The sequence below is a fragment of the Calidifontibacillus erzurumensis genome (assembly GCF_013303125.1).
Classification (GTDB): domain Bacteria; phylum Bacillota; class Bacilli; order Bacillales; family Bacillaceae_J; genus Calidifontibacillus; species Calidifontibacillus erzurumensis.
Window position 1 is genome coordinate 243140 of record NZ_JABTTE010000002.1, and the last position, 23079, is coordinate 266218.

A 23079-nucleotide genomic window follows, 5' to 3' on the forward strand; every position below is an offset into this window, starting at 1 on the left:
TGGATAGTGCTGGTACTATTTGAAAGACAGTCTTTTTTCTTTTAAAGAGTTTAGTAGGAATGAGGAAAGATGAGGAAAAAAATTATTAAATCATATGATTATGCACTAGTTTTAGCACCGCTTATTTTAAGTTTATTTGGAATTATTATGATTTATAGTTCCAGTATGGTTGTTGCCGTCGATAAATATGAAGGTACTCCTGATTTGTTTTTTATAAAACAATTGAAATGGTTTTTACTTGGAATCTTTGTATATATTTTTACCTTAGTCTTTCCTTATAAAATTTATAAAAAATTATTGAAACCTATTTTTTTTGGAGCACCATTGCTTTTAGGTCTTGTATTGCTTTTCGGAAAAGCGACTAATAATGCGCAATCTTGGCTTAATTTTGGTGGAATCGGCTTTCAACCAGCGGAATTTATGAAACTTGGCGTGATTATATACTTAGCGGGAGTCTTTTCAAATAAACAATCTTATATTAAAAAGTTTCTTCCTGCATTTGGGCCACCGCTCCTTTTTATCTTTTTCATATTTTTTCTTGTTTATAAGCAGCCGGATTTGGGAACAGGTTTATTGATTTTGGCGATTTCTGGATTGATCATTATCTGTTCAGGCATACGTATAAAACACTTGAGTCGCTTAGCCCTCGTTGCTGTCATTGGTGCTTTTCTTTTATATCCGTTGTTGACAGAAGAACAATTAAACCGGTTTGCAGCAGCCTACAATCCATTTGATGAGGAAATTGCTGAAAGTGACGGATACCAATTAATTAATTCTTATATTGCAATTGCTAATGGAGGAGTAACTGGAGAAGGTCTTGGTAAAAGTATCCAAAAATTTGGTTATCTTCCTGAACCACATACCGATTTTATCATGTCAATTATATCGGAAGAATTAGGAATTTTTGGAGTTGGCTTTGTATTATTTATGCTCGCCTTCATTGTTTGGAAAGGATTTAGTACAGCTATTAAAATTAATGACCCTTTTGGAAGTTTGATGGCGATTGGGATTTCGGGAATGATCGGTATTCAGTCATTTGTTAATTTAGGTGCCATCACCGGTTTACTTCCAATTACTGGTGTTCCATTGCCATTCGTTAGTTATGGCGGCTCTTCTTTACTACTTTTAATGATTTCTATGGGAATTTTAAATAATATTGCGATGTTTTCGAGATTTCATCAATTAACAATTGATAAATAAAAAAGATTGCCTAATGGACTTAGGCAATCTTTTTATTTATTTGTTCATTTTTCTTACTCCTCGTTGATAGGAGAACAAGGTAACAAAGTACGCAGAATAAAATTGTAATAAAAGTAGCATGTGCTAAAGCAACATATAAATCAACCTTTGTAAAGATAATGAGAGCACCAGAAAGTCCTTGTAATGTAATTAACGTTGTAATCGAAATAGCGCTCCAAAAAATAACACGTTTCGTACGGTATTGTTTAATCATTCTAATTGAAAGATATACAATCCATAAAAAGATAATTAGTGCAGCAAATCGGTGTGCCATTTGCACCCATTGGTACTGGTTTCCTGGCAAAGAGAAAATTGCATCATTGTCACAAAAAGGAAAATCTAAGCATGCCAAATGAGCCTTTTTATGGCGGACCAATGCACCTGTATAAACAACAACATAACTATAAATGCTTAATGCATATATTTGTTTTCGTAAACCTTTGTCAAGGATTAATGATTCGGCATCGAATTTTTTGTCTACCTCGAAAATTAGCAACATTAGTAGAAAAACAGCTGCTACAGATACGAGGGAAACACCGAAATGCAGAGCCATAATGACCGGATCTTGTCCCCAAATAACAGCACCTGCACCAAGTAATGCTTGGACGACTAAGAAAAATACAGATAAAAACGCAAGAAACTTAGTTTCTCTAATATGGCCAATTTTACGCCATGACCAAATGGCTAGCCAAGTCACAAGAATGACGGATAAACCGGAAAAAAGACGATGGGAAAGTTCAATTATTAATTCTTGTGTTATTTCGGTAGGAAGAAATTTCCCATGACAGAGCGGCCATGATCTTCCACAGCCCATGCCAGACCCCGTTTTTGTAACAAGGGCGCCGCCGATTAATACGAACAACATTACTATTGTAGAAGCAACCGACAAAATTTTTAATCCTTTATTCAAATTCATTTCACCTTCTTTTAAAATAATATATTAAATGATAAACCCTTTTTATATACTCTTAATGTAAAATATATCACACTAAAAGAGATGGAAACAGGTTGACTTTTTGTCAAATATGTGAATATATAATATAGGTTTTTAAGATTCTTGACGATTTGTAAAAATAATTTCATTATTAATTAACAAAATCTTCACGTTTTGTGGTTTAATATATGGTGAGGATTTTTTCTATGATTTTTATCACAAGATAAAAAATTTGAAGGGATGGACTATTAATAATTCGATAGAGGTGGTTTAGCATTAAGTTAAAGGAGGAAGAGTTGATGGACAACTCGAGAATCATAAATGGGCCCACAAGCCCCGTGTTTGAAACAACTACCTGTACAGAACGAGATCTTCAATCAACTTCCTTGTGGAATGATTTTTTATCTCTTGTTAAAATTGGGATTGTGAATTCAAATTTAATAACAGCATTTACCGGCATTTGGCTAGCGCTTTATTTCACGAATCAAAATTTTATTGATAGTATAGATAAAGTTTTATTAGGAATGTTAGGAAATGCGTTTGTTATTGCAGGAGGATGCGTATTAAATAACTACATTGATAGAGATATAGACCATATAATGGAGCGTACAAAAACAAGACCTACTGTAACAGGAAGCATTAGTCTTATAAAAATTTTATTAATAGGTCTTGCTTTTTCATTGCTTGGTTTAATATTATTGCTATGTGCTTCAATTCCTGCGGCCGTTTATGGATTTCTTGGTTTATTTACGTATGTTGTCCTTTATACCCTTTGGACAAAGCGCCGCCATCCAATAAACACAATCGTAGGTAGTTTTTCTGGTGCAGCTCCACCTTTAATTGGTTGGGCAGCGATTGATCCAAATCTTTCAATTGAAGCAATCATTTTATTTTTAATTATGTTTATTTGGCAGCCACCGCATTTTTATGCGTTAGCAATGAAAAAATGTGAAGAATATAGGAAAGCGGGCATCCCTATGTTGCCAGTCGTGCGCGGATTTGCTGTAACAAAGAAGCATATTGTAGTCTTTGTTGCCGCTCTGCTTCCTTTACCGTTTTTCTTGGCATCACTGGGCACCGTCTTTTTAACAGTATCCATTTTATTAAGCGTAGGTTGGTTTATTCTAGGTCTTTATGGTTTTATAATGAAAGATGATTTAAAATGGGCTAAATGGATGTTTATTTATTCTCTTAATTATTTAACGATTATTTTTGTATTAATGGTTATAGTTACAATTTAATAGAATGCTAGTGAGGTTTCCTCACTAGCTGTTTTTCGACAAATTTTTTAAACATTTATGCTTATTAAATATAAAATAATTAATAGTCCACAAAATATTAAATGGTTTTAATTTACATTCTTTTTACATAATTTGTTATAAAATACCTTTCAATTTGTTCATACTGTTGAGAGGTATTTTATTAAATAAATTTTAGAAAAAAGAAAGAGGGGTTAGGATGAAATGATTCGACTAGGAGGTAAAAGGTGTTTGTTTGTTGGATTAGCTTTGCTAATGCTCCTATTAGCAGGCTGCAGTGGGGAGCCGTATTTATCGACTCTAACGCCACAAGGTGAAAATGGCGAAATGCTGTTGGATTTGATGTTGTTAACAACGGCCCTCATGTCTTTAGTAACAATTGTTGTTGTTATTATTTTTATTTATGTATCAACTAAATTCCGTAGAACTAAAGCTAAGGAAAATTTAATTCCTAAGCAAGTGGAAGGAAACCACAAATTGGAGATTACTTGGACTGTAATCCCTATCATTATTTTGCTAATCGTTGCTGTACCAACAGTTTCAGCAACATTTAAATTGGATGTAAACCAAGAAAAAATTCCAGAAGATGCTATTCAAATTAATGTAACAGGAAAGCTTTATTGGTGGGAATTTGAGTATCCAAATGAACAAATTGTCACATCTCAAGATTTAGTGATTCCTACAGGTGAGAGAATATATTTGAAGCTTAAAGCTGGAGATGTAAAACACGCATTCTGGATTCCTGCATTAGCTGGAAAAATTGATACAAATACAGATAATGAAAACTATATGTGGATTCATGCTTATAAAGAAGGCGTTTATTATGGAAAATGTGCTGAACTTTGCGGTCCGTCTCACGCATTGATGGATTTCAAAGTGAAAGCAGTATCAAAAGAAGAATATGAAAAGTGGATTGCTAATATGCAAAAACCAACAGAAGAACCTACAGATGCAGTTGCAAAAGCTGGACAAGAAATTTTTGCGAAAAGCTGTGTAGGATGCCATGCTGTTGATTCAAATGATCCACGTCCTGAAGCGGCTAGAATTGCTCCAAATCTTTCTAATTTCGCTGATCGTGAGCGTGTAGCTGGAATTAAGGATTTAACGCCGGAAAATGTAAAAGCTTGGCTAACAGATCCTGAAGCAATGAAGCCGGGCAATAAAATGACTGGAACTTATAACTTATCTGCTGAAGAAATCGATGCAGTAACAGCATATTTGCTCACGCTTTCTAAGGAAAATCAATAGGGTTAGGGAGGTATAGGTAGTGAGTACTTTGGCACAAAAAAGAGGTATTGGTGCAATCATTTGGGACTACTTAACAACAGTAGACCATAAGAAAATTGCACATCTGTACTTTTTTGCAGGATTATTGCACTTTGTAATTGCCGGTTTACAAGCCCTGTTTATTCGTATTCAGTTAATGTATCCGGAAAATGATTTTTTAGTCGGTACGGACTTTAATGAAGCATTGACTGCACACGGAACAGCAATGTTGTTCTTTGTAGCGATGCCGCTTATCTTTGCGTTTGCGAATGCGGTTGTTCCGCTTCAAATCGGTGCGCGTGACGTTGCTTTTCCATTCTTGAATTCACTTGGATTTTGGCTTTATTTCTTTGGTGCTTTGTTTTTTAACTTAGGTTGGTTTTTAGGCGGAATGCCTGCAGCTGGTTGGACGAACTATGCATCACTCGCAATGGCCGATCCAACTCATGGTGTTGATTTTTACTTAATCGGATTGCAAATTTCTGGTTTTGGTACGTTAATTTCTGCGATTAACTTTCTTGCAACAATTATTACAATGCGTACTGCCGGTATGACATATATGCGCATGCCGATGTTTACATGGACAATTTTTGTTTCATCAGCATTAATATTGTTTGCGTTCCCACCGCTTACAGTTGCGATCTTCTTAATGACATTTGATCGTTTATTTGGTTCAAAGTTTTTTGATATCGCACTAGGTGGAAATACAATTATTTGGGAGCACTTATTCTGGATTTTCGGACACCCTGAAGTATATATTTTAGTGTTGCCTGCATTTGGTATTTTTTCTGAAGTTATTTCAACTTTCTCAAGAAAAAGAATTTTCGGTTACAACTCAATGGTTTTTGCCGTTGCTTTAATCGGTTTCCTTGGATTCATGGTTTGGGCACACCATATGTTTACAGTAGGTATGGGTCCAGTTGCTAACTCAATTTTTGCGGTTGCAACGATGACAATTGGTGTCCCTACTGGTATTAAAGTGTTTAACTGGCTCTTTACAATGTGGGGAGGCAATATTAATTACAAAACACCAATGCTTTACGCTGTATGGTTTGTACCAACGTTTGTTATGGGCGGGGTTACAGGTGTCATGCTTGCCTCTGCTGCTGCCGACTATCAATTCCATGATTCATATTTCGTTGTAGCACACTTCCATTACATTATTGTCGGTGGTATCGTATTAGGTTTATTTGCAGGTATGCATTTCTGGTGGCCAAAAATGTTCGGTAAAATGATGAACGATACATTAGGAAAAATTACATTCTGGATTTTCTATATTGGCTTCCATTTAACATTCTTTATTCAACATTTCTTAGGTCTTTGGGGTATGCCGCGCCGTGTATTCACATACTTGCCAAATCAAGGTTGGGATACAGCGAACTTTGTAAGTTCAATTGGTGCATTTATGATGGCTATTGCTGTTGTCTTGCTCGTTGTTAATATGATTATGTCATTCTTTAGCAAAGAGGAAGTTGGACCAGACCCTTGGGGAGATGGCCGTTCATTAGAATGGATGGTTGCTTCACCACCACCTGAATACAACTTTAAACAATTACCTTTAGTTCGCAGCCTAGATCCAGCTTGGTATGAGAAAATGAACGGAAATAAAGAAATGGTTCCAGCTGAACCGCTTGGAGATATTCATATGCCAAATAGTTCAATCCTTCCGTTTATCATGTCAGTTGGATTGTTTATCGCAGGATTAGGGGTCACGTACCATGATCTTGGAACGAATACAACTGCATTGGCTGTAGCGATCATCGGCGGATTAATTACATTTGGAGCAATGTTTATCCGTTCAATTAAAGATGACCATGGCTATCACATTCATAAAGAAGACCTTGAACGTGAAGGAGGTTTAAAAGCATAATGGCAGCAGAACAAGTATTGACAACTGAAAATTTCCCTGCTGAGCCTGAAAAGGCAACGATGGAAGGGAAAAATAAGTTTATCGGTTTTTGGTTGTTCCTTGGCGGCGAAACAGTAATGTTTGCCTCTTTGTTCGGAACATTTGTTGCGTTGCGTAATTCAACAATGAATGGCCCAACGCCAGAAGAATTGTTCTCTTTACCTTTAGTATTCTTAGCAACAATGTTTCTATTATTCAGTAGCTTGACGAGTGTGTATGCGATCTACCAAATGAAAAATAATAATTATAAAGGCCTGTTAACATGGATGTGGATTACAGTTCTTTTAGGTGCAGGATTTCTAGCCCTTGAGATCTATGAATTTAATCATTATGTCCATGAAGGGTTAAAGTATACAACAAATGCGTTTGCATCTTCTTTTTATACATTAACTGGATTTCATGGTGCGCACGTTGCTTTTGGATTGCTTTGGATTATCACTTTATTAGTTCGAAATGCCAAACGGCCACTTAGTCTTTATACTGCGCCAAAATTTTATGTAGCAAGTCTTTATTGGCATTTTATCGACGTTGTTTGGGTTTTCATCTTTTCAGTCGTTTACCTAATGGGAAAGGTGGGCTAATTCAATGACAATGGATTCAAACACACAATCAAAGTTTGAAGTACGGAAAGAGATGAATAAGGAAGATATGAAGCAGCAATTTATCGTATTTGCACTGACAATCTTCCTTACAATTCTTGCGTTTGCAGCTGTACTTTTTGCTGACACAATTAACACGTGGTTTATAGCTCCATTTATCTTAGTGTTAGCCATCGTACAAGTCATGTTTCAATTATTCTATTTCATGCACATGAGCCACAAAGGGCATGAAGCACCAGCGTTATTTATCTTTTCAGGCATTTTATTCGCAACTGCAATTATTGCTGGCTTGTCAACAATTGTATGGTGGTAACAGCAAAAATTGGGACCTAGCTTTATGCAAGGTCCCTTTTCGAATATAAAACCCTTGCATTGAGGTGAAAAAAATGTTGGAGAAACTGTCCATCTTTGGATTTCGAGCAATGTGGAGTCCTTTGTTTTTTATTTTTATAGTCGCAATTGGGATTATTTATATAATGGCAGTAAAAGGCTATTTTAAAAAATTGCGTAGTCCTAATGAAGAGGCCGTTACAAAAAAACAAATGTTTTTATTCATACTTTCCCTTTTCATATTATATATTGTTAAGGGAAGCCCTGTTGATTTGCTTGGTCATTTAAATTTTAGCATCCATATGGTGCAAATGTCAGTTTTGTATTTATTTTTGCCACCATTATTTATGATTTCCATTCCAAATTGGATTTGGAGAAAAATTATTACATTTAAGATGATTCAACGCCCTTTTAATTTTTTTACAAAGCCATTGATCGCACTGCTTGTTTTTAATACTTTGTTTTCGCTTTACCATTTTCCGTTTATATTCGATATTGTAAAAACAAATATAGTACTTCACGCAACAGTTACGGTCCTTATTTTTATTGCTGCGTTTATTATGTGGTGGCCGCTTGTATGTCCGCTTCCGGAATACAGGCAACTATCAGGTTTGCAGAAGTTGGGGTATATTTTTGCTGATGGCGTTTTGCTGACACCTGCTTGTGCACTAATTATATTTGCAGATACTGCTTTATATGAAACATATACAAACCATACTGCATGGCTAAAAGCACTTGAATTGTGCGTACCGTCTTCGATGTTAGCGGCGGTTGATATTGGTGGAGGTCCGCAAATGTTTTCATGGTTGTCTCCAAAAAATGATCAGCAATTAGGAGGAGTCATCATGAAAATAATGCAAGAGATATCTTATGGAATTACACTTGGCTATGTATTTTTCCAATGGGTACGTGAAGAAAAAAAGAAAGAACAGCAACAAACGACTGCTTTTCCATCTCCACAACCGAGTAAATAATAGAATACGGAGACTGGAAGCACAATTCATTGAATCAAACAGCTAGCCCCAAATAACAACGGGATGTTTTATAAAAAAATTCTTTTTATTAAATCATTTGATGGAGGAATCATAATGATTATGAAAATGTTGGATAAAGGGGCATTGCACATCTCTGAAGATGTTTTTGCGATTATTACATCCATCGTAATCAATGAAATTGATGGTATAGCTTCTACAGTCTCTGATTTGAAAGATGATTTTATTCGGGTTGTCCATAAAAAAGGAAATCAAAGAGGAATTGCAGTTCATCAAAATGACAATGAACTGTACATTGACGTTAAAGTTTCAGTTTATCTAGGAGAAAATATTCTTGAAGTATGCAAACAATTGCAAAAACAAATAATCGCAGAAATTAAAATAATGACCGGAATTGAAGTAACGGGCGTAAATGTAATTGTCGATTCTGTCCGTTTAAAAGATGAAAATTAAAATATAAAACGCATGGGTAACCCATGCGTTTATTTTGTAGCTTCAGCTAATTTTTTACTTACAGCTTCAAGAATAGATCTTGATTTTTCAACGATGTTTTTAGGGAAAACTTCATCTTCACCGTATTCAACACCATGTGGATAGTAATGTTTTCCAAGAATTGGTTTCAATAATTTGATTTTTGCATGTTTAGAATCAACATTTCCTTCAACTGCATAACCTTGAACACGTAAATAATATACTTCTTTCGTATCCACAAGTTCAAATTTGCGGTCAAAGGAAACTCGTTCATAATCCCATTGTTCTCTTTGAAGCAAATGGAATTCTCCAAGCACTTTTTGCAAAAGTGTAATATCGTATACTTTGTCTTCAAGACCCGTACCTTCAAATTTCACGTTGTAATCCCTCCTAATATTCAAAAACACTCTAACTTCTATAATAGTATGAAAGAGTAGAAGATGCAATAAAGCTATTCTATTATTTTTGTTTAAAATTGGATAAATAAGAAAATAGATATTATATTAATGTTAGTTTTTTGTTTAATTGGTCATAATAATAACGTTAATTTTTGTAAAATACTTAGTTCCCTTAATAGATTTAATAAGGACGATTGCTGTTTCAACCTTTACAAAAATTTACTAATATTCGTCGTTAAACCAGGTGATTTCTTGTGGAAAATTGCTGTTAAAAATTTAATTGAGTGGAACAAGCATACCAGAGCGAAGAGGCAAATAAAAATTTTAAAACAAAATTACGTTCCAATGTACGATTGTCTTAAAAATATTGAAGCACAAGTAATACAATTAACCAACCTACAACGAGCCAAATATGGATTACCTGCCTTAAAAACTGATTGGGAGTTATCAAGAACTGAACGATTGAAGTCGACAGACATTAGGGATCGCGACTATTTTAGCCATACATCTCCAACTTATGGTTTACCTTTTACAATGATAAAAATCTTTGGAATACACTACACTTGTGCTGCAGAAAATATGCTTGAGGACATGTAACACCTCAGCAAGTTGTTAATGAATGGATGCAAAATCCTGGACACCGTCGAAATATTTTAGATTCGCGTATGACCCATATAGGTGTTGGTTATGCTAAGGGTGGAACATATGGTCATTATTGGACACAAATGTTCGCAAAAAAATGAGTGGAGGGAAAACAATGAAAACTGTTCGCGATATTATGTCTACGAATGTTGAATATTGTACGCCACAAGACAACGCTTATGAAGTAGCTTCTAAAATGAAAGATTTAAACGTTGGAGCAATCCCGATTGTTGAAAATGGCCAACTTATTGGAATGATTACTGACCGCGATTTAGTCGTAAGGGGAATTGCTGAAAAAAGATCAGGATCCAATGCTGTAACGAATTTAATGACAGATGAACTCGTAACCATTTCCCCGTCAGCAACTGTTGAAGAAGCTGCACGATTAATGGCAGAAAAGCAAATTCGCCGTCTTCCTGTTGTTGAAAATGGTCAATTAGTCGGTATCGTTTCATTAGGAGATTTGGCAATAGAAGAAGAATCAGATCAAAAAGCAGGTTATGCTTTAAGTGAAATATCCGAGCCACCAGAACTTCACTCTTAATAAATCATATACCTTTTTGTAGTTGAAAGAAGGTACCTTCCTAAAGGAAGGTGCCTTTTTTTATTTGTAATAGGCATATTAATAATGCTCGTAAATATATATGGTATAAAAACGGACAAGCAGGGGGACTTGTAATGAGGAAAAAAACGATCCAATATTCTTTTATATTTGTATTTGTAATCTTAGCAATCATAGTAGGGGCAAATATTTTTCAAAAGAATTTATCGCAAATTTCGAACGAAGATAAAGATATGATTGATAGTTCTGTATCAAAAATAATGACATTAAAGACTGAAAAAAATAAATCTTTTCCCAATGACAAAATAATAATTTATGATTTGATCGGTAAAGACTCTAAGAAGGTTTTAGAACTATTCGGCAAGCCTGTTCGAATTGATCAGTCGGAATATGATTATGAATGGTGGATCTATAATGAGCCGATTGAAAAATATTGTCAAATTGGAATTGAAAATGGGAAAGTTGTAACAGTCTTTGTGATGGGGGATCAAATAGATATCACACCTTTTAAAATTGGAGGGTCTGTTCGATCTCTTCAATCAATTGTGGATATAAATGAAGAAGTTGATTTCGAAGTAGACCAAAATTTGTATCAGTTCGAGCTTACTGAAGAAGAATTGGCAACGGTTCCCCTTGTTCGTTATAAGGACTTTTTTGCACAAATTTATATCGATCAGTTTAGCGACAAGGTTTCAAGCATTCGGTTTCTTGATGGTAAAACACTCGTGAAAATGAGACCATATGCCCTTATTTACCGAGGCAAACTGCTGTCAAGTGAAGAGTTGGATAGAGATCTACTTTCTATCGTCGAAAAAGGGAAAGAGCAACAAATATTTGATATGACCAATGTTATTCGCATTCGGAATGGATTAACACCTGTCGAATGGGATCAAGCGACGGCTGATGTGGCCTATAGCCATTCAAAAGAAATGCATGATGAAAAATATTTTTCTCATGTCTCCCCTAATCATGGTGACTTAACGAACCGTTTATTAAATGGAGGTGTTACTTTTTTAGCGGCTGGCGAAAATATAGCCGCCCGGTATGTGGATGCAATTTCCGTTGTTGAAGGATGGCAAAATAGTGAAGGACATCGTACAACATTGCTGCATAAAGAATTTACACATTTAGGTGTGGGTGTATATGGAGATTATTATACACAAAATTTTATAAAAGCATGGTAAAAAATGGGCGGACATTTTCTAGCAACAGATAGTAACCTATATAGTAGGCAAAACAAGCAATTTTTTTCAAATGAAGTTTGTTCGAGGTGAACATGATGGGAAAATTGCATCCGAAAGTGTCCGAGTTCAAAAAATTTGTACAACGTCATCCAGGTATTATAAAGGAAGTTCGCTCTAAACAAAAAACGTGGCAAGAGTTTTTTGAAGACTGGTACATGTTTGGCGAAGATGACAGTATGTGGGATAAATATAAATCAACTGATGTTGAATTACCTGCTGATTCCAGTAAAGATTCCTTCAAAAAAAATAACTCAGATTTTATGTCTCAAATTTTTTCACTATTAAAAAATATAGATATGAATGAAGTTCAGAAACATTTATCGAATGTGAGCAATGCAATTGCAAATGTACAACAAATCATTGAACAATTTCAAGGATTTAAACAACCGAACAATCATCCGAGACTGCCAGGACCAGGGCCTAGGCCGCCGTTTTTTTATCATAAAGATTAATCCTTTTTGGAGTTGTTAACGCAATGCGTCGTGAAATTCAAAACTATTTGGCTCACCGGCCAGATTTGCTAGCGTTTATTAGGGAGAACCCTTTTTGGTATCGCGTTTTAACACGCAATCCAGAAAAAATATATGAAATTGAGGAAGAAGCAAAAATCTTTTACGGTAGAACATTTCCTCAACGAATCGATCGTTTAAAAGAACAATTGGACTTTGTTCATATGATATTTAGTCTTTTCCAAGTAATGGGCAACGACAATCATTCATAAGGGCCAAGTGCCCTTTTTTATTTTTTATGAAAGATTATTTTTTTTAGGGAAGGTCACAATATGGATAAATAAAAAATGGACAAAATCTTGTTGAAGGTGGGTATTAATATGACTAAATTATTCATTTTAATTGGTTCGTTTTTCTTGTTCATAAATCATATAACTGTTGATGCAGAAAATCTTTGGGAACAGTCTGCTGTAATGAGTAATTGGCAAAGAGGGATTGAAAATGATCCAATTACCGTCAAACATTTTGTAAAAGGTAATGATATTTATGTGGAATGTGTTATTTCAAATTTTGTATTCTCAAAACGGAATGACAATAAAATTAATAAAAAAGGTTATGGATATTTGCAGCTTTATTTAGATGGCAAAAAAATCGATGATATTTATACTGCAGCTTTTATTATTAAAGGTTTGTCAAAAGGTAATCACAAAATTACTTTGCAGCTTGTCCAAAATGACGGAACACCATACAATATTAAAAAAGAATTTGATGTGACAATTTAGCTTAATTAAGAGGCCGACAAGTATTTAAAGTGTGTCGGTCTCTTCTATTAGTGTTAGATGTTCTTTCATGATATGATAAAATTGGAGGTGGAAAAATGTTAGTTACGGAAGAAAGGGTAAATATTTTAAATGTAGCTGATGAACTATCGATGATGATTCTTCAGTCGGATGTCGTTGAAGAATATTATCAACGTTTATATAAATTAAGAAATGACGAGAAAGCCATACGTTTAATTAAAAAATTTGTTAAACAAAAGGAAAAATATGAGGAAGTTCACCGTTTTGGTAAGTATCATCCCGATTATTTTAAAGTCATAAAAGAGACGAGGGAATTAAAAAGGCAAGTGGACCTTTTAGAGAGCGTTTATGAATTTAAAAAAGCTGAAAATGCACTACAAAGTTTATTGGATGAAATCAGCGTATTAATTGGCCATGCCGTTTCGCCTCATATTAAAGTTCCTACTGGCAATCCGTATTTTGAATCATCTTCGGGGTGTGGAGGATGTTCGGGCAACCATGGGTGTTCCTCATAGGAATGCTTGCAATATTATTCATTTTCATGCTATTCTGACTAATGAAGGCAATAGTGTTCTTGAACAAGGGTGATAAAAATGAATTTTAGTAATCGACAAGGTGTTATCGTGTGGATCCATTCGTTAAAACAAGTGAAACACCTGAAAAAATTTGGAAATATTCATTACGTATCCAAAAAGTTGAAATATGTAGTCATTTATATGGATATGGAACGAGTGGAAGAAACAGTCGAAAAAATTGAATCTTTACCATTTGTAAAAAAAGTAGAGCTTTCATATAAGCCTTTCTTAAAAACAGAGTTTGAAAACTCAAAACCGGATAAAGCAAAAGAATATGATTATAAAATTGGCATTTAAAATAATACCCCCTTTGCATTCATGATAGATGCAAGGGGGTTTTTTAAATTCTACTATCCCAAAGGAGGAATGTAGCGATTCATACGAAGAATTCCGATTAAATGTTGATAATATAGTTCGGTTTCTGCAAAAAATGTTGATGGTTTTACTTGTAATGAAATAATTTCTTTGTTCAATTCTTTTGCTAAATCTGTAAATAATTCGTACCGTTTTGTAAGTTTTTTTGCAGGATTTGGAATGCCTTCCCTGCAAATATAGATAGGTTGAAAGTCACCAGATTCAGCAGGTTGTAGGACAATGGCAAGAGAGGTTACGTCATTGTTATTAATTTTTGTATGAAACTCCATTAAATGGAGAACTCTATGTTTATTAGTTTTTGCAATTTCTAATAATTCATAAATATCAGAATAACCTTGTCCAATTTCTATAAAGCGTTGAATCATAAACCCCCACTCCCAACAATAAACATTGTGCAGCCATTCTCACTTTATCAATTGAATAGGAAAACGTCAAAGGATTTGATTAGAAGAAAATAAAAAATCCCTGCTTTCGCAGGGTCCTTCCATATTCTTGGACGCTAAACTTCATCCAAGAGCGAAGAAGGAAAAGGGAGAGGAGAAACCGGAGGAAGAACTTATGGGGAAACGTAAGTCTTCTCCGCGGTTGGCAACAACATCATTTCACCAAATAATGTTGTTACTATTAATTATGACCAAAAGTTTTTTTACTATACATAGAAATTTAATTACATATATTGTTGACTATGTTTTTTTTATGGTAGGATAAAGTGAATCTTTCTAATTATTACAAATACAGGGCAAAGTTTCAGAAAAATAAACTGGGTGATAAAAAATGAGAGTGATTGCTGGAAAATGCAAAGGAAGACCTTTAAAGGCTGTTCCGGGGATGACAACGAGACCAACAACAGACAAAATAAAGGAATCACTTTTTAACATGATCGGCCCTTTTTTTGAGGGCGGTAATGGACTAGATTTATTTGGAGGCAGCGGCGGATTAGGTATAGAAGCCCTAAGCAGAGGACTTGACAAAGTTATCTTTGTCGATTACGACCGAAAAGCAGTTGGAGTAATTAAAGATAATATAAAGACATGTGGTTTTGAAGAGAAATCAGAAGTTTATTGCAATGATGCCAATCGGGCTTTAAAAGCGCTTATAAAGCGTGGATTGCAATTTACACATATTTTTTTAGATCCGCCATATAAACATAAAGATTTGCCAAAATTAATTGAAGTAATAGATATTGGGGGGTTGTTAACGGAAGACGGTGTCATTATTGCAGAACATGAGGGAGATTTAGAACTCCCATCAAATATAGGCAGGTTGCGTTTAGTCAGAAGGGAACGCTATGGCAGTACGACAGCGATTTCATTATTTAAATATGAATAATAAACTGAAAATTCAAAATGCTTGTTGAAAGGGGAGGACTAAATGGCTAGTATTGCAGTTTGTCCAGGAAGTTTTGATCCAATTACATATGGACATTTAGATATTATTAGACGTGGAGCAAAAGTGTTTGATACAGTTTATGTAGGTGTTTTAAATAACTCTGCAAAAACCTCATTATTTACTGTTGAAGAAAGAATCGATCTTATTAAAAAAGCAACGAAAGATATTCCGAATGTAATCGTCGAATCATTTAATGGCCTGTTAGTTGAATATGCACGCAAGAAAAATGCTACAGCAATATTAAGGGGATTGCGTGCTGTATCAGACTTTGAGTATGAAATGCAATTAACATCAATGAACAGGACATTAGGGGAAGACATTGAAACATTTTTTATGATGACGAATAATCAATATTCTTTCTTAAGCTCAAGCATTGTAAAAGAAGCTGCAAAGTATCATGGGAATATTTCCACGCTTGTACCTAAAGAAGTGGAAGAAGCATTAAGAGAAAAATATAAAGATAGAGGCTGAATATCCATTCAGCCTTTTATAATTTTATCCTTTGTCTGTCTGTCAGTTTTTATCGAAATTAGTATACAAATGATTAAAGAGAATATCGTTACAAGGGCTCCATATTGCAAGATAAAATCCCAATAGGAATAAACAATAGAAAGTCCCATTCCACCTGCAGCAGGAACCGCATTGTCGTTTCCGAATACATACATATCAACGTAAAGAGGTTTCCATAACAAATAGGCAAAAAATGCTGAAAAGAAACCGTGCATGACTCTTGCTAGGAAAAATGGCTGAAAACGGATATCTGTTTGTGCCAAAATGCTGGCAACTTGAGCTTGCACTGAAAAACCGCTAAAAGCCAAAATAAAGCTAGTAATAACAACTTTATAATACAAATCAACATCTTCTACCTGACTTGTTAATTGGCTTCCTAATGTTATTTCAAACATGCCTGAAAAAAGTGGCAAGGCAAGTTCAGTTGAAAAATGAAATATGGCAAGAACAAAGCCAAGAAAGTGTGCAGCCAGTTCTGTAATATTCACTATGTATAACAAGCGATTAAATACTGAAAAAAGAATGATAAACCCGCCGATTAATAATAATGTTTGGATAGAAGAGGTAACTGCATCACCTAACATTTTTCCGATTGGTTTTTGATTTTTCATTCTAGTTTCATGAAGGATTTTAAAAGCTTCTTTAAGGGAATAAGTTTTTTTTGTTATAGAAACATCTTCTTCTTTTTCGTTTCTTCCATAAAATCGCATCATTAACCCAACACAAAAGTTGCCTAAATAATGAGAAATTGCTAACAAAATGCCAATATTAGCATTATTAAAAAAACCAACCGATACAGCTCCAAAAATAAATAAAGGATTCGAAGAATTCGTAAATGACACTAATCGTTCTGCTTCAATTCGTGTCAACAGTTTTTCTTGACGCAGCCTCGTGGTTAGTTTCGCCCCAGCCGGAAATCCGGATGCCATCCCCATTGCCCAAACTACTCCGCCAATGCCTGGAACTTTGAATAACGGCCTCATAAAAGGTTCCAATAAAAATCCTATAAATTTTACGACACCATAGCCGATTAATAATTCGGATACGATAAAAAACGGCAATAACGATGGAAAAACAACTTCCCACCACATTTGCAGACCGCGTTTTGAGGCTTCTAAAGATTCTTTCGGAAAAAAAATTAAGCCAAATGCAACAAGGGAGATGGAAATTGCAAGTAGAATAGTTTTAAGTTTAGAACGCGTCACGTATAGCCCTCCAACGAATCTTGAGTTCTTATTTCTATACTTGGTGAATATAGAATGGTAAAATAAGGTCAATTAAATCCTGTCTGTTACTAATATACGATAGCTTGGCTGGAATAGACCTAAAATAAGGAAAAGGATAGATGGGGGGAAGCTCTTGCAAAGACCAAAAATAGGCTTGGCGCTTGGTTCTGGAGGGGCTAGAGGCTTTGCGCATCTTGGTGTATTAAAAGCGTTGCGTGAAGCAAATATTTCGATTGATTTCATTGCTGGCAGCAGTATGGGTGCATTGGTAGGTGGTTTTTATTGTGCAGGACACGATCTTGATAGGCTATATAAATTAGCAGCTGCTTTTAGACGAAAGTATTATCTTGACTTTACAATTCCGAAAATGGGTTTTATTGCAGGACAAAAAATTAAGGAATTTATACGTATCTTTACAATGCGGAAAACGATCGATCAACTTTCACCGAAACTTTGGATTGTTGCAACAGATATAAAAAACGGCGAAAAATTTATTTTTAAGGAAGGACCACTTGCGGAAGCTATTAGAGCGAGCATATCGATACCAGGTATATTTGTTCCGGAAAAAATCGGTGATCGTCTTTTTGTTGATGGAGGTGTTGTGGATCGGGTACCAATATCGGTTGTAAAGGAAATGGGGGCGGACATTGTAATTGCTGTAGATGTTTCTCAAATTAAAGGAGCTGCTGAAATTACTTCAATCTTTGATGTCATCCTCCAAAGTATTGACATTTTGCAAGATGAGTTGGCTCGCATTAAGCAAATTGATGCAGATGTTTTAATCAAGCCGCGTGTAGAGCAATATAGTGCTAAGGCTTTTACAAATACTGAAGACATTATCCGTATTGGGGAAGAAGAAGCGAAAAAGCAAATTCCGTTAATTTTAAATGCAATTCAGAAATGGAAGGAGCAACGGCGTTGAATAAGCGCAAAAAGATTTTAAAACCGTTCATAGCTTTTGCTATCGTAACGCTTTTTCTAACATTTTTTCCATTGCCTTATTACATTTCAGCACCTGGATCAGCCATGGAATTAAATGAAATTGTGAAAGTTGAGGGTGGAAATAAGGAACGGGGCAGTTTTTCATTAACAACTGTACGAATTGGCAAAGCAACCTTTGTTCAATATGCATGGGCAAAAATGAATAATTACTATGAAATTTATCCGGAAAGTTATATTATCCCCGAGGGTGAGTCAGAAGATGATTATTCCCATAGGCAGCTTCATATGATGGAAAATTCAAAGGAACAAGCAACCGTTGTTGCCTATACGAAAGCGAAAAAAGATATAAAAATTGATTATAATGGCGTTTATGTCATGAGCCTTGTTGCTGGTATGCCTGCGGAAAAAAAGCTAAAGGTTGGCGACCGTTTGTTTTCTATTGATGGGCAAAAGATGAAATCAGCGGAAGAATTTACGAACTATTTATCTAAAAAGAAAAAAGGTGATATTGTTACTCTTAAATTAGAACGCGATGAAAAAATTATTGAAGTTAAAATCCCAATCGCTGTTTTTCCAAAAGAGAAAACTGGAGACGGACAAGATAAAGTTGGATTAGGAATCATTCTTGTTACTGACAGAAAAGTTACTGTAAACCCACCTGTTGAAATTAATACGGATAAAATCGGTGGCCCATCTGCTGGTTTAATGTTTGCACTTGAAATATATAATCAGCTGATCGATGAAGATTTGACAAAAGGGTATAAAATTGCTGGAACTGGAACGATTGGATATGATGGAAAGGTCGGCCGTATTGGCGGAATCGCTCAAAAAATTGTTGCAGCCGATAAAGCAGGAATTGAAATCTTTTTTGCACCTAATGAACAAGGAAAAAAACGAGTCGATCCAACTGGAAAGCCTATACTGACGAATTATCAGGAAGCATTACAGACGGCAAAAGAAATTCACTCACAAATGAAAATTATACCGGTTGATACATTTGATGAAGCTGTTCTTTATCTTCAAAAATTACAGCCAAAAGATTGAAACAGCCGTTTTTCATTTATAAAAAACGGCTGTTTATTTGATCATAGCGGATCGGTGGTTGCGCAAATTCATTCCTAATCATTTTTGAACGTTGCTTTTCACGTAAACATGATGCGTATATATTGGCTGCTCTAATGTCAAGGGCAATTTGTTCGTTAGAAAAAGATGCTAGTCTTGATACAATAGGCAAAGAAATATTTTTTTTAATTTTGTTTAAATATGCCTGACCTATTAAATTTGTGCCTAGCAAACGAATGTAAGTAGGATGAATTGCAACTGCCTTCATTTGTTCTTTTGTTGTATTTGTTAAAATATGCACACATATGCGTTGTAATCTTGTCCATGTATACCGTTTTGTTTTTAGTTTTGTCATAAATTCATGAAAAGTAGCAGATTCAGAAATTAAATGGATCAATCGATGTTCTAGTCCTTCTTCGATTTCATAAATTTGCCTTAGTTCAGCAGCTGTAGTTGAGAGAAGCCGGTATTTTAAGAAAGGAAAATAATCTTCCCAAAAATGATACATTTCAAAATCTTGATAATAATTTTGTAAATGATTATACGTCGTTTTTGGAACGACATCTTGAATTTCTTTTAAATAACTACCATTAGCAATTAACGCCTTACGGATGCTTGTTGCACTCGCAAACCTATTATCAGCAAACTCGTGATCATGATAATTTGCTTTTTTCCTTTTAATCGTAAACGGGTTAATATGACTTTGAAGCCGATCGAGCGCTTCTAAGTAATGGTACCCTAAAATGTTGTTCGGTTGTGAAAGGTCGACGACATTATTTGAAAGTTGCAATGATTGATAAGCTTCTGAAGCGAGTCGTGGATAGCTTTTTCCTTGTTTTTTGGCATTTTGGATATAGTCGTCGATTTCTTTTTTTTTCGCTTTTACCATTTTTACGGTATGTTTAAAAGCATTAATATCGCCACTTTCACTGCCAAAACAAAGACAATCAACTTGTAGGGCATCTAAAAGGAAAGCAGCACCATATGCAAAAATTTCAGCTTTTTGTGTAGCAAAAGCATACGGAAGTTCGATAACAAGATCGACTCCGCCTTCAAGAGCCATCTTCGTCCTAGTCCATTTTGATACTAGTGCAGGTTCACCGCGTTGCAAAAAATTCCCACTCATCACTGCTATAACGACGTCTGCTCCTGTAACTTTTCTAGTTTCTTGGACATGATAATAATGTCCATTATGGAAGGGATTGTATTCTACAATAATACCAACAGCTTTCATATTGCATCCTTTCTTTAAATTTTTTATATGAAAAATAAACTTTTTTATTTATTGTACTTTAAAGTAGTATTATTAGTAAAAAATTCTTTATTAGTTGATTTTTACTTCATCTGAAATATTAGCCACGTAGGAATTCCAAAGGGATTTTAATTCTTAATAGATGTAGTGTAAAGGTATAATATTGACAAATAACTGTTTGACAGCTATAATAACCTTTGTTGCCTTGAGGTGAGAAGATTGAAATGGTATTTGAATCAATTGCAACAATACAGGAATAAAGGACAAATGATTGTTGATGAAATTGTTGATGTAAGTGAACTAACGGGAATTTCTGAAATACGGAAAATTTCCCCGGTTCAAGTGAAAGGGCACGGAGATTTTGTCGCTAATAAAATTGTTTTTACATTGACAATTGAAGGAACAATGGTACTTCCTTGTTCTCGGACACTAAAAGATGTCCCTTATTCATTTTCGATTGACACAAAAGAAACGTATCTTTTATCCGACGAGGATTACTGCGATCATGATGAAGAAAATATTCATCATATTAAGGGAGAAGTTCTTGACTTATTCCCAATGATCAAGGAAAATATCCTCTTAGAGATACCTATCCAAATTTTTTGTGATGATGCCTCTTTAGAAGGTGGAGCACCACAATCAGGAGAAGGCTGGGAATTAATAACAGAGGAAGCAAAAAAGGATCGTATAGATCCACGTCTTGCAGCCTTAAAAGATTTCTTTAAAGAAAACAAAGAAAATGACTAGTTAACCTTTTAAGGAGGTGGGAATAATGGCTGTACCTTTTAGACGAACTTCAAAAACTGCAAAAAGAAAACGTCGCACGCACTATAAATTACAAGTACCTGGCATGGTTGCTTGCCCGAACTGTGGAGAATTAAAAATTGCTCACCGTGTGTGCAAAGTATGCGGTACTTATAAAGGTAATCAAGTTGTAAATAACTAATGAAAAAACGCGGAGAATTAATCTCTGCGTTTTTTCTTTTTTATATTTTAAGAAAACTTGACTCATTAAAGGTTTAAAATAAAAGAAAAGACATCGCAATTTGCCATTGTGGGTAAATTACGTGTTTTTTTAATTTTTGCAGGAAAAAAGTATGGAAATGAAAAATAATAAAAGGGTGTTGAAAAATTAGAAAGAGGGGCATGGGAATGGGAAAAGTTTTAGTTGAACGAGATGAAAAAGGTATTGTTTGGTTAACGATTAACCGTATGGAAAAAAGAAATGCGATTGATTATGAAGTGATGGATATTTTTAAAGCAACGATTGATGAAGTTGCGGCCAATAAAGATGATAAAGTGTTAGTAATTACAGGGGCAGGTAATCGTGCTTTCTGTTCAGGAGGAGATTTATCCGTCTTTCATAACTTGCATACGAAAGATGAGGCATATGCCATGCTTTCGAAAATGGGAGAAATTTTATACTCTCTAATGACACTTCCGAAGCCGACTGTTGCTTTGTTAAACGGCACAGCTATTGGAGGAGGTTGTGAAGTTGCGACAGCATGTGATTTTCGCTTGGCAAATGAAAATGTTAAATTTGGTTTTGTGCAAGGAAAGTTAGGAATTACGACTGGATGGGGCGGCGCTTCCATGCTTTTCGAGAAATTGCCTTACGATAAAGCGATGACGTTATTGATGACTGCAAAACAATATTCCGCCCGTGAAGGATATGAACTTGGCTTTATTCATAAACTTTTTGATGAAAATGAAATTCGCGAACAATGCGAAGCTTACCTTGCGCCTTATCTTTCCCAAAGTACAGGTGTGTTAGAAGCTTATAAAAATGCTGCTATTAGAAAATGGAAAGAGGTAAACTTGCGGGAGCGAATGTTTTTAGAAATTGAGCAATGTGCTGTTTTGTGGGAATCTGATGAACACCATGAGGCCGTCAAAGCATTTTTAGAAAACAAGTAAAATTTATTTGCAATCACTAGATTTTTAGATTCTATCTTTTCTATTGTTTGCATAAATATAGTAAAAAAAACAATAGGAGAGGTAGAGAGATGTCTACAATAAGACAGGATGCATGGACGGAAGATGAAGATTTATTATTGGCGGAAGTAGTTTTAAGGCATATTCGTGAAGGGAGCACCCAATTGGCTGCTTTTGATGAGGTAGGAAAAAAGCTTTCTCGAACAGCAGCGGCATGTGGATTTAGATGGAACTCAACAATTAGAAAACAATATAAATCTGCCATCGAATTAGCAAAAAAACAGAGAAAAGGTGAAGTCCAAGATCGGCCTTTAAACGAGGTTTCAACAGGCAATGATGAAAGAAAAAATATTTTTGAAAAAGAAAATAATGATCATAACCAGGCAAATATCCAAGGAATCACTTTTGAAGGTGTTATCAGTTTCTTGTCATCACTTGAATCTACAATAAAAAATGTAGAAAATTTAAAGTTAGAAAATGAAAAATTGAAAAGTCAAATAAATGCTTTACAAGAAGAAAAAAATGAGTTATTAGGAAAAATTGATAAACTAACCGAAAATTATAATTTAATTGAAGAAGACTATAAAGCATTAATCGAAATTATGGAAAGAGCTCGTAAAATGGTAGTTCTGCAGGATGAAGGGACAAAATTCAAGTTCCAAATGGATAAAAACGGAAATTTAGAAAGGATACAAAAATAAAAGCTGACAATTATGTCA

At 34.9% G+C, this 23079-nt stretch carries 30 protein-coding genes; 25 read left to right on the forward strand and 5 right to left on the reverse strand.

The genetic code is table 11. The features are described 5' to 3' along the window. The first annotated feature begins 69 nt into the window (after positions 1-69). Positions 70-1200, forward strand: coding sequence for an FtsW/RodA/SpoVE family cell cycle protein (locus tag HR057_RS03040; RefSeq protein WP_173729927.1), 1131 nt, complete (start codon positions 70-72; stop codon positions 1198-1200). Positions 1201-1219: 19 nt separating this feature from the next. Here HR057_RS03040 and HR057_RS03045 read toward each other — a convergent pair whose 3' ends face one another. Beyond that, positions 1220-2149 carry a COX15/CtaA family protein gene (locus HR057_RS03045; RefSeq protein ID WP_173729928.1) on the reverse strand — a complete coding sequence of 310 codons (930 nt, stop codon included), beginning with the start codon at positions 2147-2149 and terminating at the stop codon, positions 1220-1222. Between the two features lie 323 nt (positions 2150-2472). On the opposite strand from HR057_RS03045, the gene cyoE reads away from it, so the two are divergent. The 7 genes from cyoE to HR057_RS03080 all read left to right on the forward strand — a co-directional run bounded on the left by cyoE (position 2473) and on the right by HR057_RS03080 (position 8981). Further along, on the forward strand, positions 2473-3414 hold the full coding sequence (cyoE, locus tag HR057_RS03050) for a heme o synthase (protein WP_173729929.1): 942 nt from the start codon (positions 2473-2475) through the stop codon (positions 3412-3414). Between the two features lie 222 nt (positions 3415-3636). Beyond that, complete coding sequence (gene coxB / locus HR057_RS03055; protein WP_173729930.1) at positions 3637-4680, forward strand: cytochrome c oxidase subunit II; 1044 nt, start codon at positions 3637-3639, stop codon at positions 4678-4680. Positions 4681-4699: 19 nt separating this feature from the next. Next, positions 4700-6568: a cytochrome c oxidase subunit I gene (locus HR057_RS03060; protein WP_173729931.1), complete on the forward strand. Its 1869-nt coding sequence runs from the start codon at positions 4700-4702 to the stop codon at positions 6566-6568. Further along, positions 6568-7188, forward strand: a complete 621-nt coding sequence (locus HR057_RS03065) for a cytochrome (ubi)quinol oxidase subunit III (RefSeq protein WP_173729932.1) — start codon at positions 6568-6570, stop codon at positions 7186-7188. The genes HR057_RS03060 and HR057_RS03065 overlap by 1 nt, the downstream gene beginning before the upstream one ends. A gap of 4 nt (positions 7189-7192) precedes the next feature. Then, positions 7193-7519 carry a cytochrome c oxidase subunit IVB gene (ctaF, locus tag HR057_RS03070; protein WP_173729933.1) on the forward strand — a complete coding sequence of 109 codons (327 nt, stop codon included), beginning with the start codon at positions 7193-7195 and terminating at the stop codon, positions 7517-7519. 73 nt (positions 7520-7592) lie between these two features. Continuing rightward, positions 7593-8510, forward strand: coding sequence for a cytochrome c oxidase assembly factor CtaG (gene ctaG, locus HR057_RS03075; protein ID WP_173729934.1), 918 nt, complete (start codon positions 7593-7595; stop codon positions 8508-8510). A 114-nt stretch (positions 8511-8624) separates the two neighbouring features. Continuing rightward, positions 8625-8981: an Asp23/Gls24 family envelope stress response protein gene (locus HR057_RS03080; protein WP_173729935.1), complete on the forward strand. Its 357-nt coding sequence runs from the start codon at positions 8625-8627 to the stop codon at positions 8979-8981. A gap of 29 nt (positions 8982-9010) precedes the next feature. Here HR057_RS03080 and HR057_RS03085 read toward each other — a convergent pair whose 3' ends face one another. Then, positions 9011-9376, reverse strand: coding sequence for a YugN family protein (locus HR057_RS03085; RefSeq protein WP_173729936.1), 366 nt, complete (start codon positions 9374-9376; stop codon positions 9011-9013). 273 nt (positions 9377-9649) lie between these two features. Here HR057_RS03085 and HR057_RS03090 point away from each other — a divergent pair, with 273 nt between their 5' ends. From HR057_RS03090 to HR057_RS03125, 9 genes are all read left to right on the forward strand, one after another. After that, a complete protein-coding gene (locus HR057_RS03090) occupies positions 9650-9994 on the forward strand; it encodes a CAP domain-containing protein (RefSeq protein WP_329955822.1) in 345 nt (114 codons plus the stop codon). A 26-nt stretch (positions 9995-10020) separates the two neighbouring features. After that, positions 10021-10140, forward strand: a complete 120-nt coding sequence (locus tag HR057_RS17295; protein WP_329955823.1) for a CAP domain-containing protein — start codon at positions 10021-10023, stop codon at positions 10138-10140. 14 nt (positions 10141-10154) lie between these two features. Continuing rightward, positions 10155-10583: a CBS domain-containing protein gene (locus HR057_RS03095; RefSeq protein WP_173729937.1), complete on the forward strand. Its 429-nt coding sequence runs from the start codon at positions 10155-10157 to the stop codon at positions 10581-10583. Positions 10584-10717: 134 nt separating this feature from the next. After that, positions 10718-11785, forward strand: a complete 1068-nt coding sequence (locus HR057_RS03100; RefSeq protein WP_230474332.1) for a CAP domain-containing protein — start codon at positions 10718-10720, stop codon at positions 11783-11785. Between the two features lie 95 nt (positions 11786-11880). After that, the gene (ylbD, locus tag HR057_RS03105; RefSeq protein ID WP_173729938.1) at positions 11881-12297 is read left to right on the forward strand and encodes a YlbD family protein; all 417 of its coding nucleotides are present in this window, start codon (positions 11881-11883) and stop codon (positions 12295-12297) included. 23 nt (positions 12298-12320) lie between these two features. Then, positions 12321-12566, forward strand: a complete 246-nt coding sequence (locus HR057_RS03110) for a YlbE-like family protein (protein ID WP_173729939.1) — start codon at positions 12321-12323, stop codon at positions 12564-12566. 108 nt (positions 12567-12674) lie between these two features. Then, positions 12675-13076, forward strand: a complete 402-nt coding sequence (locus HR057_RS03115; protein WP_173729940.1) for a hypothetical protein — start codon at positions 12675-12677, stop codon at positions 13074-13076. A gap of 95 nt (positions 13077-13171) precedes the next feature. Continuing rightward, positions 13172-13609, forward strand: coding sequence for a YlbF family regulator (locus HR057_RS03120; RefSeq protein ID WP_173729941.1), 438 nt, complete (start codon positions 13172-13174; stop codon positions 13607-13609). A gap of 78 nt (positions 13610-13687) precedes the next feature. After that, a complete protein-coding gene (locus tag HR057_RS03125) occupies positions 13688-13966 on the forward strand; it encodes a YlbG family protein (protein ID WP_173729942.1) in 279 nt (92 codons plus the stop codon). Between the two features lie 53 nt (positions 13967-14019). Here HR057_RS03125 and HR057_RS03130 read toward each other — a convergent pair whose 3' ends face one another. Further along, complete coding sequence (locus tag HR057_RS03130; protein ID WP_173729943.1) at positions 14020-14409, reverse strand: DUF7147 family protein; 390 nt, start codon at positions 14407-14409, stop codon at positions 14020-14022. 409 nt (positions 14410-14818) lie between these two features. Between HR057_RS03130 and rsmD the strand changes: the two genes are divergently transcribed. Both rsmD and coaD read left to right on the forward strand, forming a co-directional pair. After that, positions 14819-15373 (forward strand): 16S rRNA (guanine(966)-N(2))-methyltransferase RsmD, encoded by a 555-nt coding sequence (gene rsmD, locus HR057_RS03135; RefSeq protein WP_173729944.1) that lies wholly within the window; start codon positions 14819-14821, stop codon positions 15371-15373. A 42-nt stretch (positions 15374-15415) separates the two neighbouring features. After that, positions 15416-15904 carry a pantetheine-phosphate adenylyltransferase gene (gene coaD / locus HR057_RS03140; RefSeq protein ID WP_173729945.1) on the forward strand — a complete coding sequence of 163 codons (489 nt, stop codon included), beginning with the start codon at positions 15416-15418 and terminating at the stop codon, positions 15902-15904. An 8-nt stretch (positions 15905-15912) separates the two neighbouring features. Here coaD and ylbJ read toward each other — a convergent pair whose 3' ends face one another. After that, the gene (gene ylbJ / locus HR057_RS03145; protein ID WP_173729946.1) at positions 15913-17148 is read right to left on the reverse strand and encodes a sporulation integral membrane protein YlbJ; all 1236 of its coding nucleotides are present in this window, start codon (positions 17146-17148) and stop codon (positions 15913-15915) included. A gap of 154 nt (positions 17149-17302) precedes the next feature. Between ylbJ and HR057_RS03150 the strand changes: the two genes are divergently transcribed. Beyond that, positions 17303-18091, forward strand: a complete 789-nt coding sequence (locus HR057_RS03150; protein WP_173729947.1) for a patatin-like phospholipase family protein — start codon at positions 17303-17305, stop codon at positions 18089-18091. Then, positions 18088-19155 (forward strand): SepM family pheromone-processing serine protease, encoded by a 1068-nt coding sequence (locus HR057_RS03155; RefSeq protein WP_230474333.1) that lies wholly within the window; start codon positions 18088-18090, stop codon positions 19153-19155. The genes HR057_RS03150 and HR057_RS03155 overlap by 4 nt, the downstream gene beginning before the upstream one ends. A gap of 16 nt (positions 19156-19171) precedes the next feature. On the opposite strand, the gene HR057_RS03160 is transcribed toward HR057_RS03155, so the two are convergent. Next, the gene (locus HR057_RS03160) at positions 19172-20407 is read right to left on the reverse strand and encodes a nucleotidyltransferase (protein ID WP_173729949.1); all 1236 of its coding nucleotides are present in this window, start codon (positions 20405-20407) and stop codon (positions 19172-19174) included. Between the two features lie 237 nt (positions 20408-20644). On the opposite strand from HR057_RS03160, the gene HR057_RS03165 reads away from it, so the two are divergent. From HR057_RS03165 to HR057_RS03180, 4 genes are all read left to right on the forward strand, one after another. Further along, the gene (locus HR057_RS03165) at positions 20645-21172 is read left to right on the forward strand and encodes a YceD family protein (protein WP_173729950.1); all 528 of its coding nucleotides are present in this window, start codon (positions 20645-20647) and stop codon (positions 21170-21172) included. Positions 21173-21197: 25 nt separating this feature from the next. Further along, a complete protein-coding gene (rpmF, locus tag HR057_RS03170; protein WP_173729951.1) occupies positions 21198-21371 on the forward strand; it encodes a 50S ribosomal protein L32 in 174 nt (57 codons plus the stop codon). 206 nt (positions 21372-21577) lie between these two features. Continuing rightward, a complete protein-coding gene (locus HR057_RS03175; protein WP_173729952.1) occupies positions 21578-22342 on the forward strand; it encodes an enoyl-CoA hydratase/isomerase family protein in 765 nt (254 codons plus the stop codon). Between the two features lie 89 nt (positions 22343-22431). Next, a complete protein-coding gene (locus HR057_RS03180; protein WP_173729953.1) occupies positions 22432-23061 on the forward strand; it encodes an RsfA family transcriptional regulator in 630 nt (209 codons plus the stop codon). Positions 23062-23079 lie beyond the last annotated feature (18 nt).

What these genes read in the sequence shown, in the direction of transcription:
- HR057_RS03040 (WP_173729927.1), top strand. Translation starts at nt 70, where the DNA reads ATGAGGAAAAAAATTATTAAATCATATGATTATGCACTAGTTTTAGCA.
- cyoE (WP_173729929.1), top strand. Translation starts at nt 2,473, where the DNA reads ATGGACAACTCGAGAATCATAAATGGGCCCACAAGCCCCGTGTTTGAA.
- coxB (WP_173729930.1), top strand. Translation starts at nt 3,637, where the DNA reads ATGATTCGACTAGGAGGTAAAAGGTGTTTGTTTGTTGGATTAGCTTTG.
- HR057_RS03065 (WP_173729932.1), top strand. Translation starts at nt 6,568, where the DNA reads ATGGCAGCAGAACAAGTATTGACAACTGAAAATTTCCCTGCTGAGCCT.
- ctaF (WP_173729933.1), top strand. Translation starts at nt 7,193, where the DNA reads ATGACAATGGATTCAAACACACAATCAAAGTTTGAAGTACGGAAAGAG.
- ctaG (WP_173729934.1), top strand. Translation starts at nt 7,593, where the DNA reads ATGTTGGAGAAACTGTCCATCTTTGGATTTCGAGCAATGTGGAGTCCT.
- HR057_RS03080 (WP_173729935.1), top strand. Translation starts at nt 8,625, where the DNA reads ATGATTATGAAAATGTTGGATAAAGGGGCATTGCACATCTCTGAAGAT.
- HR057_RS17295 (WP_329955823.1), top strand. Translation starts at nt 10,021, where the DNA reads ATGCAAAATCCTGGACACCGTCGAAATATTTTAGATTCGCGTATGACC.
- HR057_RS03095 (WP_173729937.1), top strand. Translation starts at nt 10,155, where the DNA reads ATGAAAACTGTTCGCGATATTATGTCTACGAATGTTGAATATTGTACG.
- HR057_RS03100 (WP_230474332.1), top strand. Translation starts at nt 10,718, where the DNA reads ATGAGGAAAAAAACGATCCAATATTCTTTTATATTTGTATTTGTAATC.
- ylbD (WP_173729938.1), top strand. Translation starts at nt 11,881, where the DNA reads ATGGGAAAATTGCATCCGAAAGTGTCCGAGTTCAAAAAATTTGTACAA.
- HR057_RS03110 (WP_173729939.1), top strand. Translation starts at nt 12,321, where the DNA reads ATGCGTCGTGAAATTCAAAACTATTTGGCTCACCGGCCAGATTTGCTA.
- HR057_RS03115 (WP_173729940.1), top strand. Translation starts at nt 12,675, where the DNA reads ATGACTAAATTATTCATTTTAATTGGTTCGTTTTTCTTGTTCATAAAT.
- HR057_RS03120 (WP_173729941.1), top strand. Translation starts at nt 13,172, where the DNA reads ATGTTAGTTACGGAAGAAAGGGTAAATATTTTAAATGTAGCTGATGAA.
- HR057_RS03125 (WP_173729942.1), top strand. Translation starts at nt 13,688, where the DNA reads ATGAATTTTAGTAATCGACAAGGTGTTATCGTGTGGATCCATTCGTTA.
- HR057_RS03130 (WP_173729943.1), bottom strand. Translation starts at nt 14,409, where the DNA reads ATGATTCAACGCTTTATAGAAATTGGACAAGGTTATTCTGATATTTAT.
- rsmD (WP_173729944.1), top strand. Translation starts at nt 14,819, where the DNA reads ATGAGAGTGATTGCTGGAAAATGCAAAGGAAGACCTTTAAAGGCTGTT.
- coaD (WP_173729945.1), top strand. Translation starts at nt 15,416, where the DNA reads ATGGCTAGTATTGCAGTTTGTCCAGGAAGTTTTGATCCAATTACATAT.
- HR057_RS03160 (WP_173729949.1), bottom strand. Translation starts at nt 20,407, where the DNA reads ATGAAAGCTGTTGGTATTATTGTAGAATACAATCCCTTCCATAATGGA.
- rpmF (WP_173729951.1), top strand. Translation starts at nt 21,198, where the DNA reads ATGGCTGTACCTTTTAGACGAACTTCAAAAACTGCAAAAAGAAAACGT.
- HR057_RS03175 (WP_173729952.1), top strand. Translation starts at nt 21,578, where the DNA reads ATGGGAAAAGTTTTAGTTGAACGAGATGAAAAAGGTATTGTTTGGTTA.
- HR057_RS03180 (WP_173729953.1), top strand. Translation starts at nt 22,432, where the DNA reads ATGTCTACAATAAGACAGGATGCATGGACGGAAGATGAAGATTTATTA.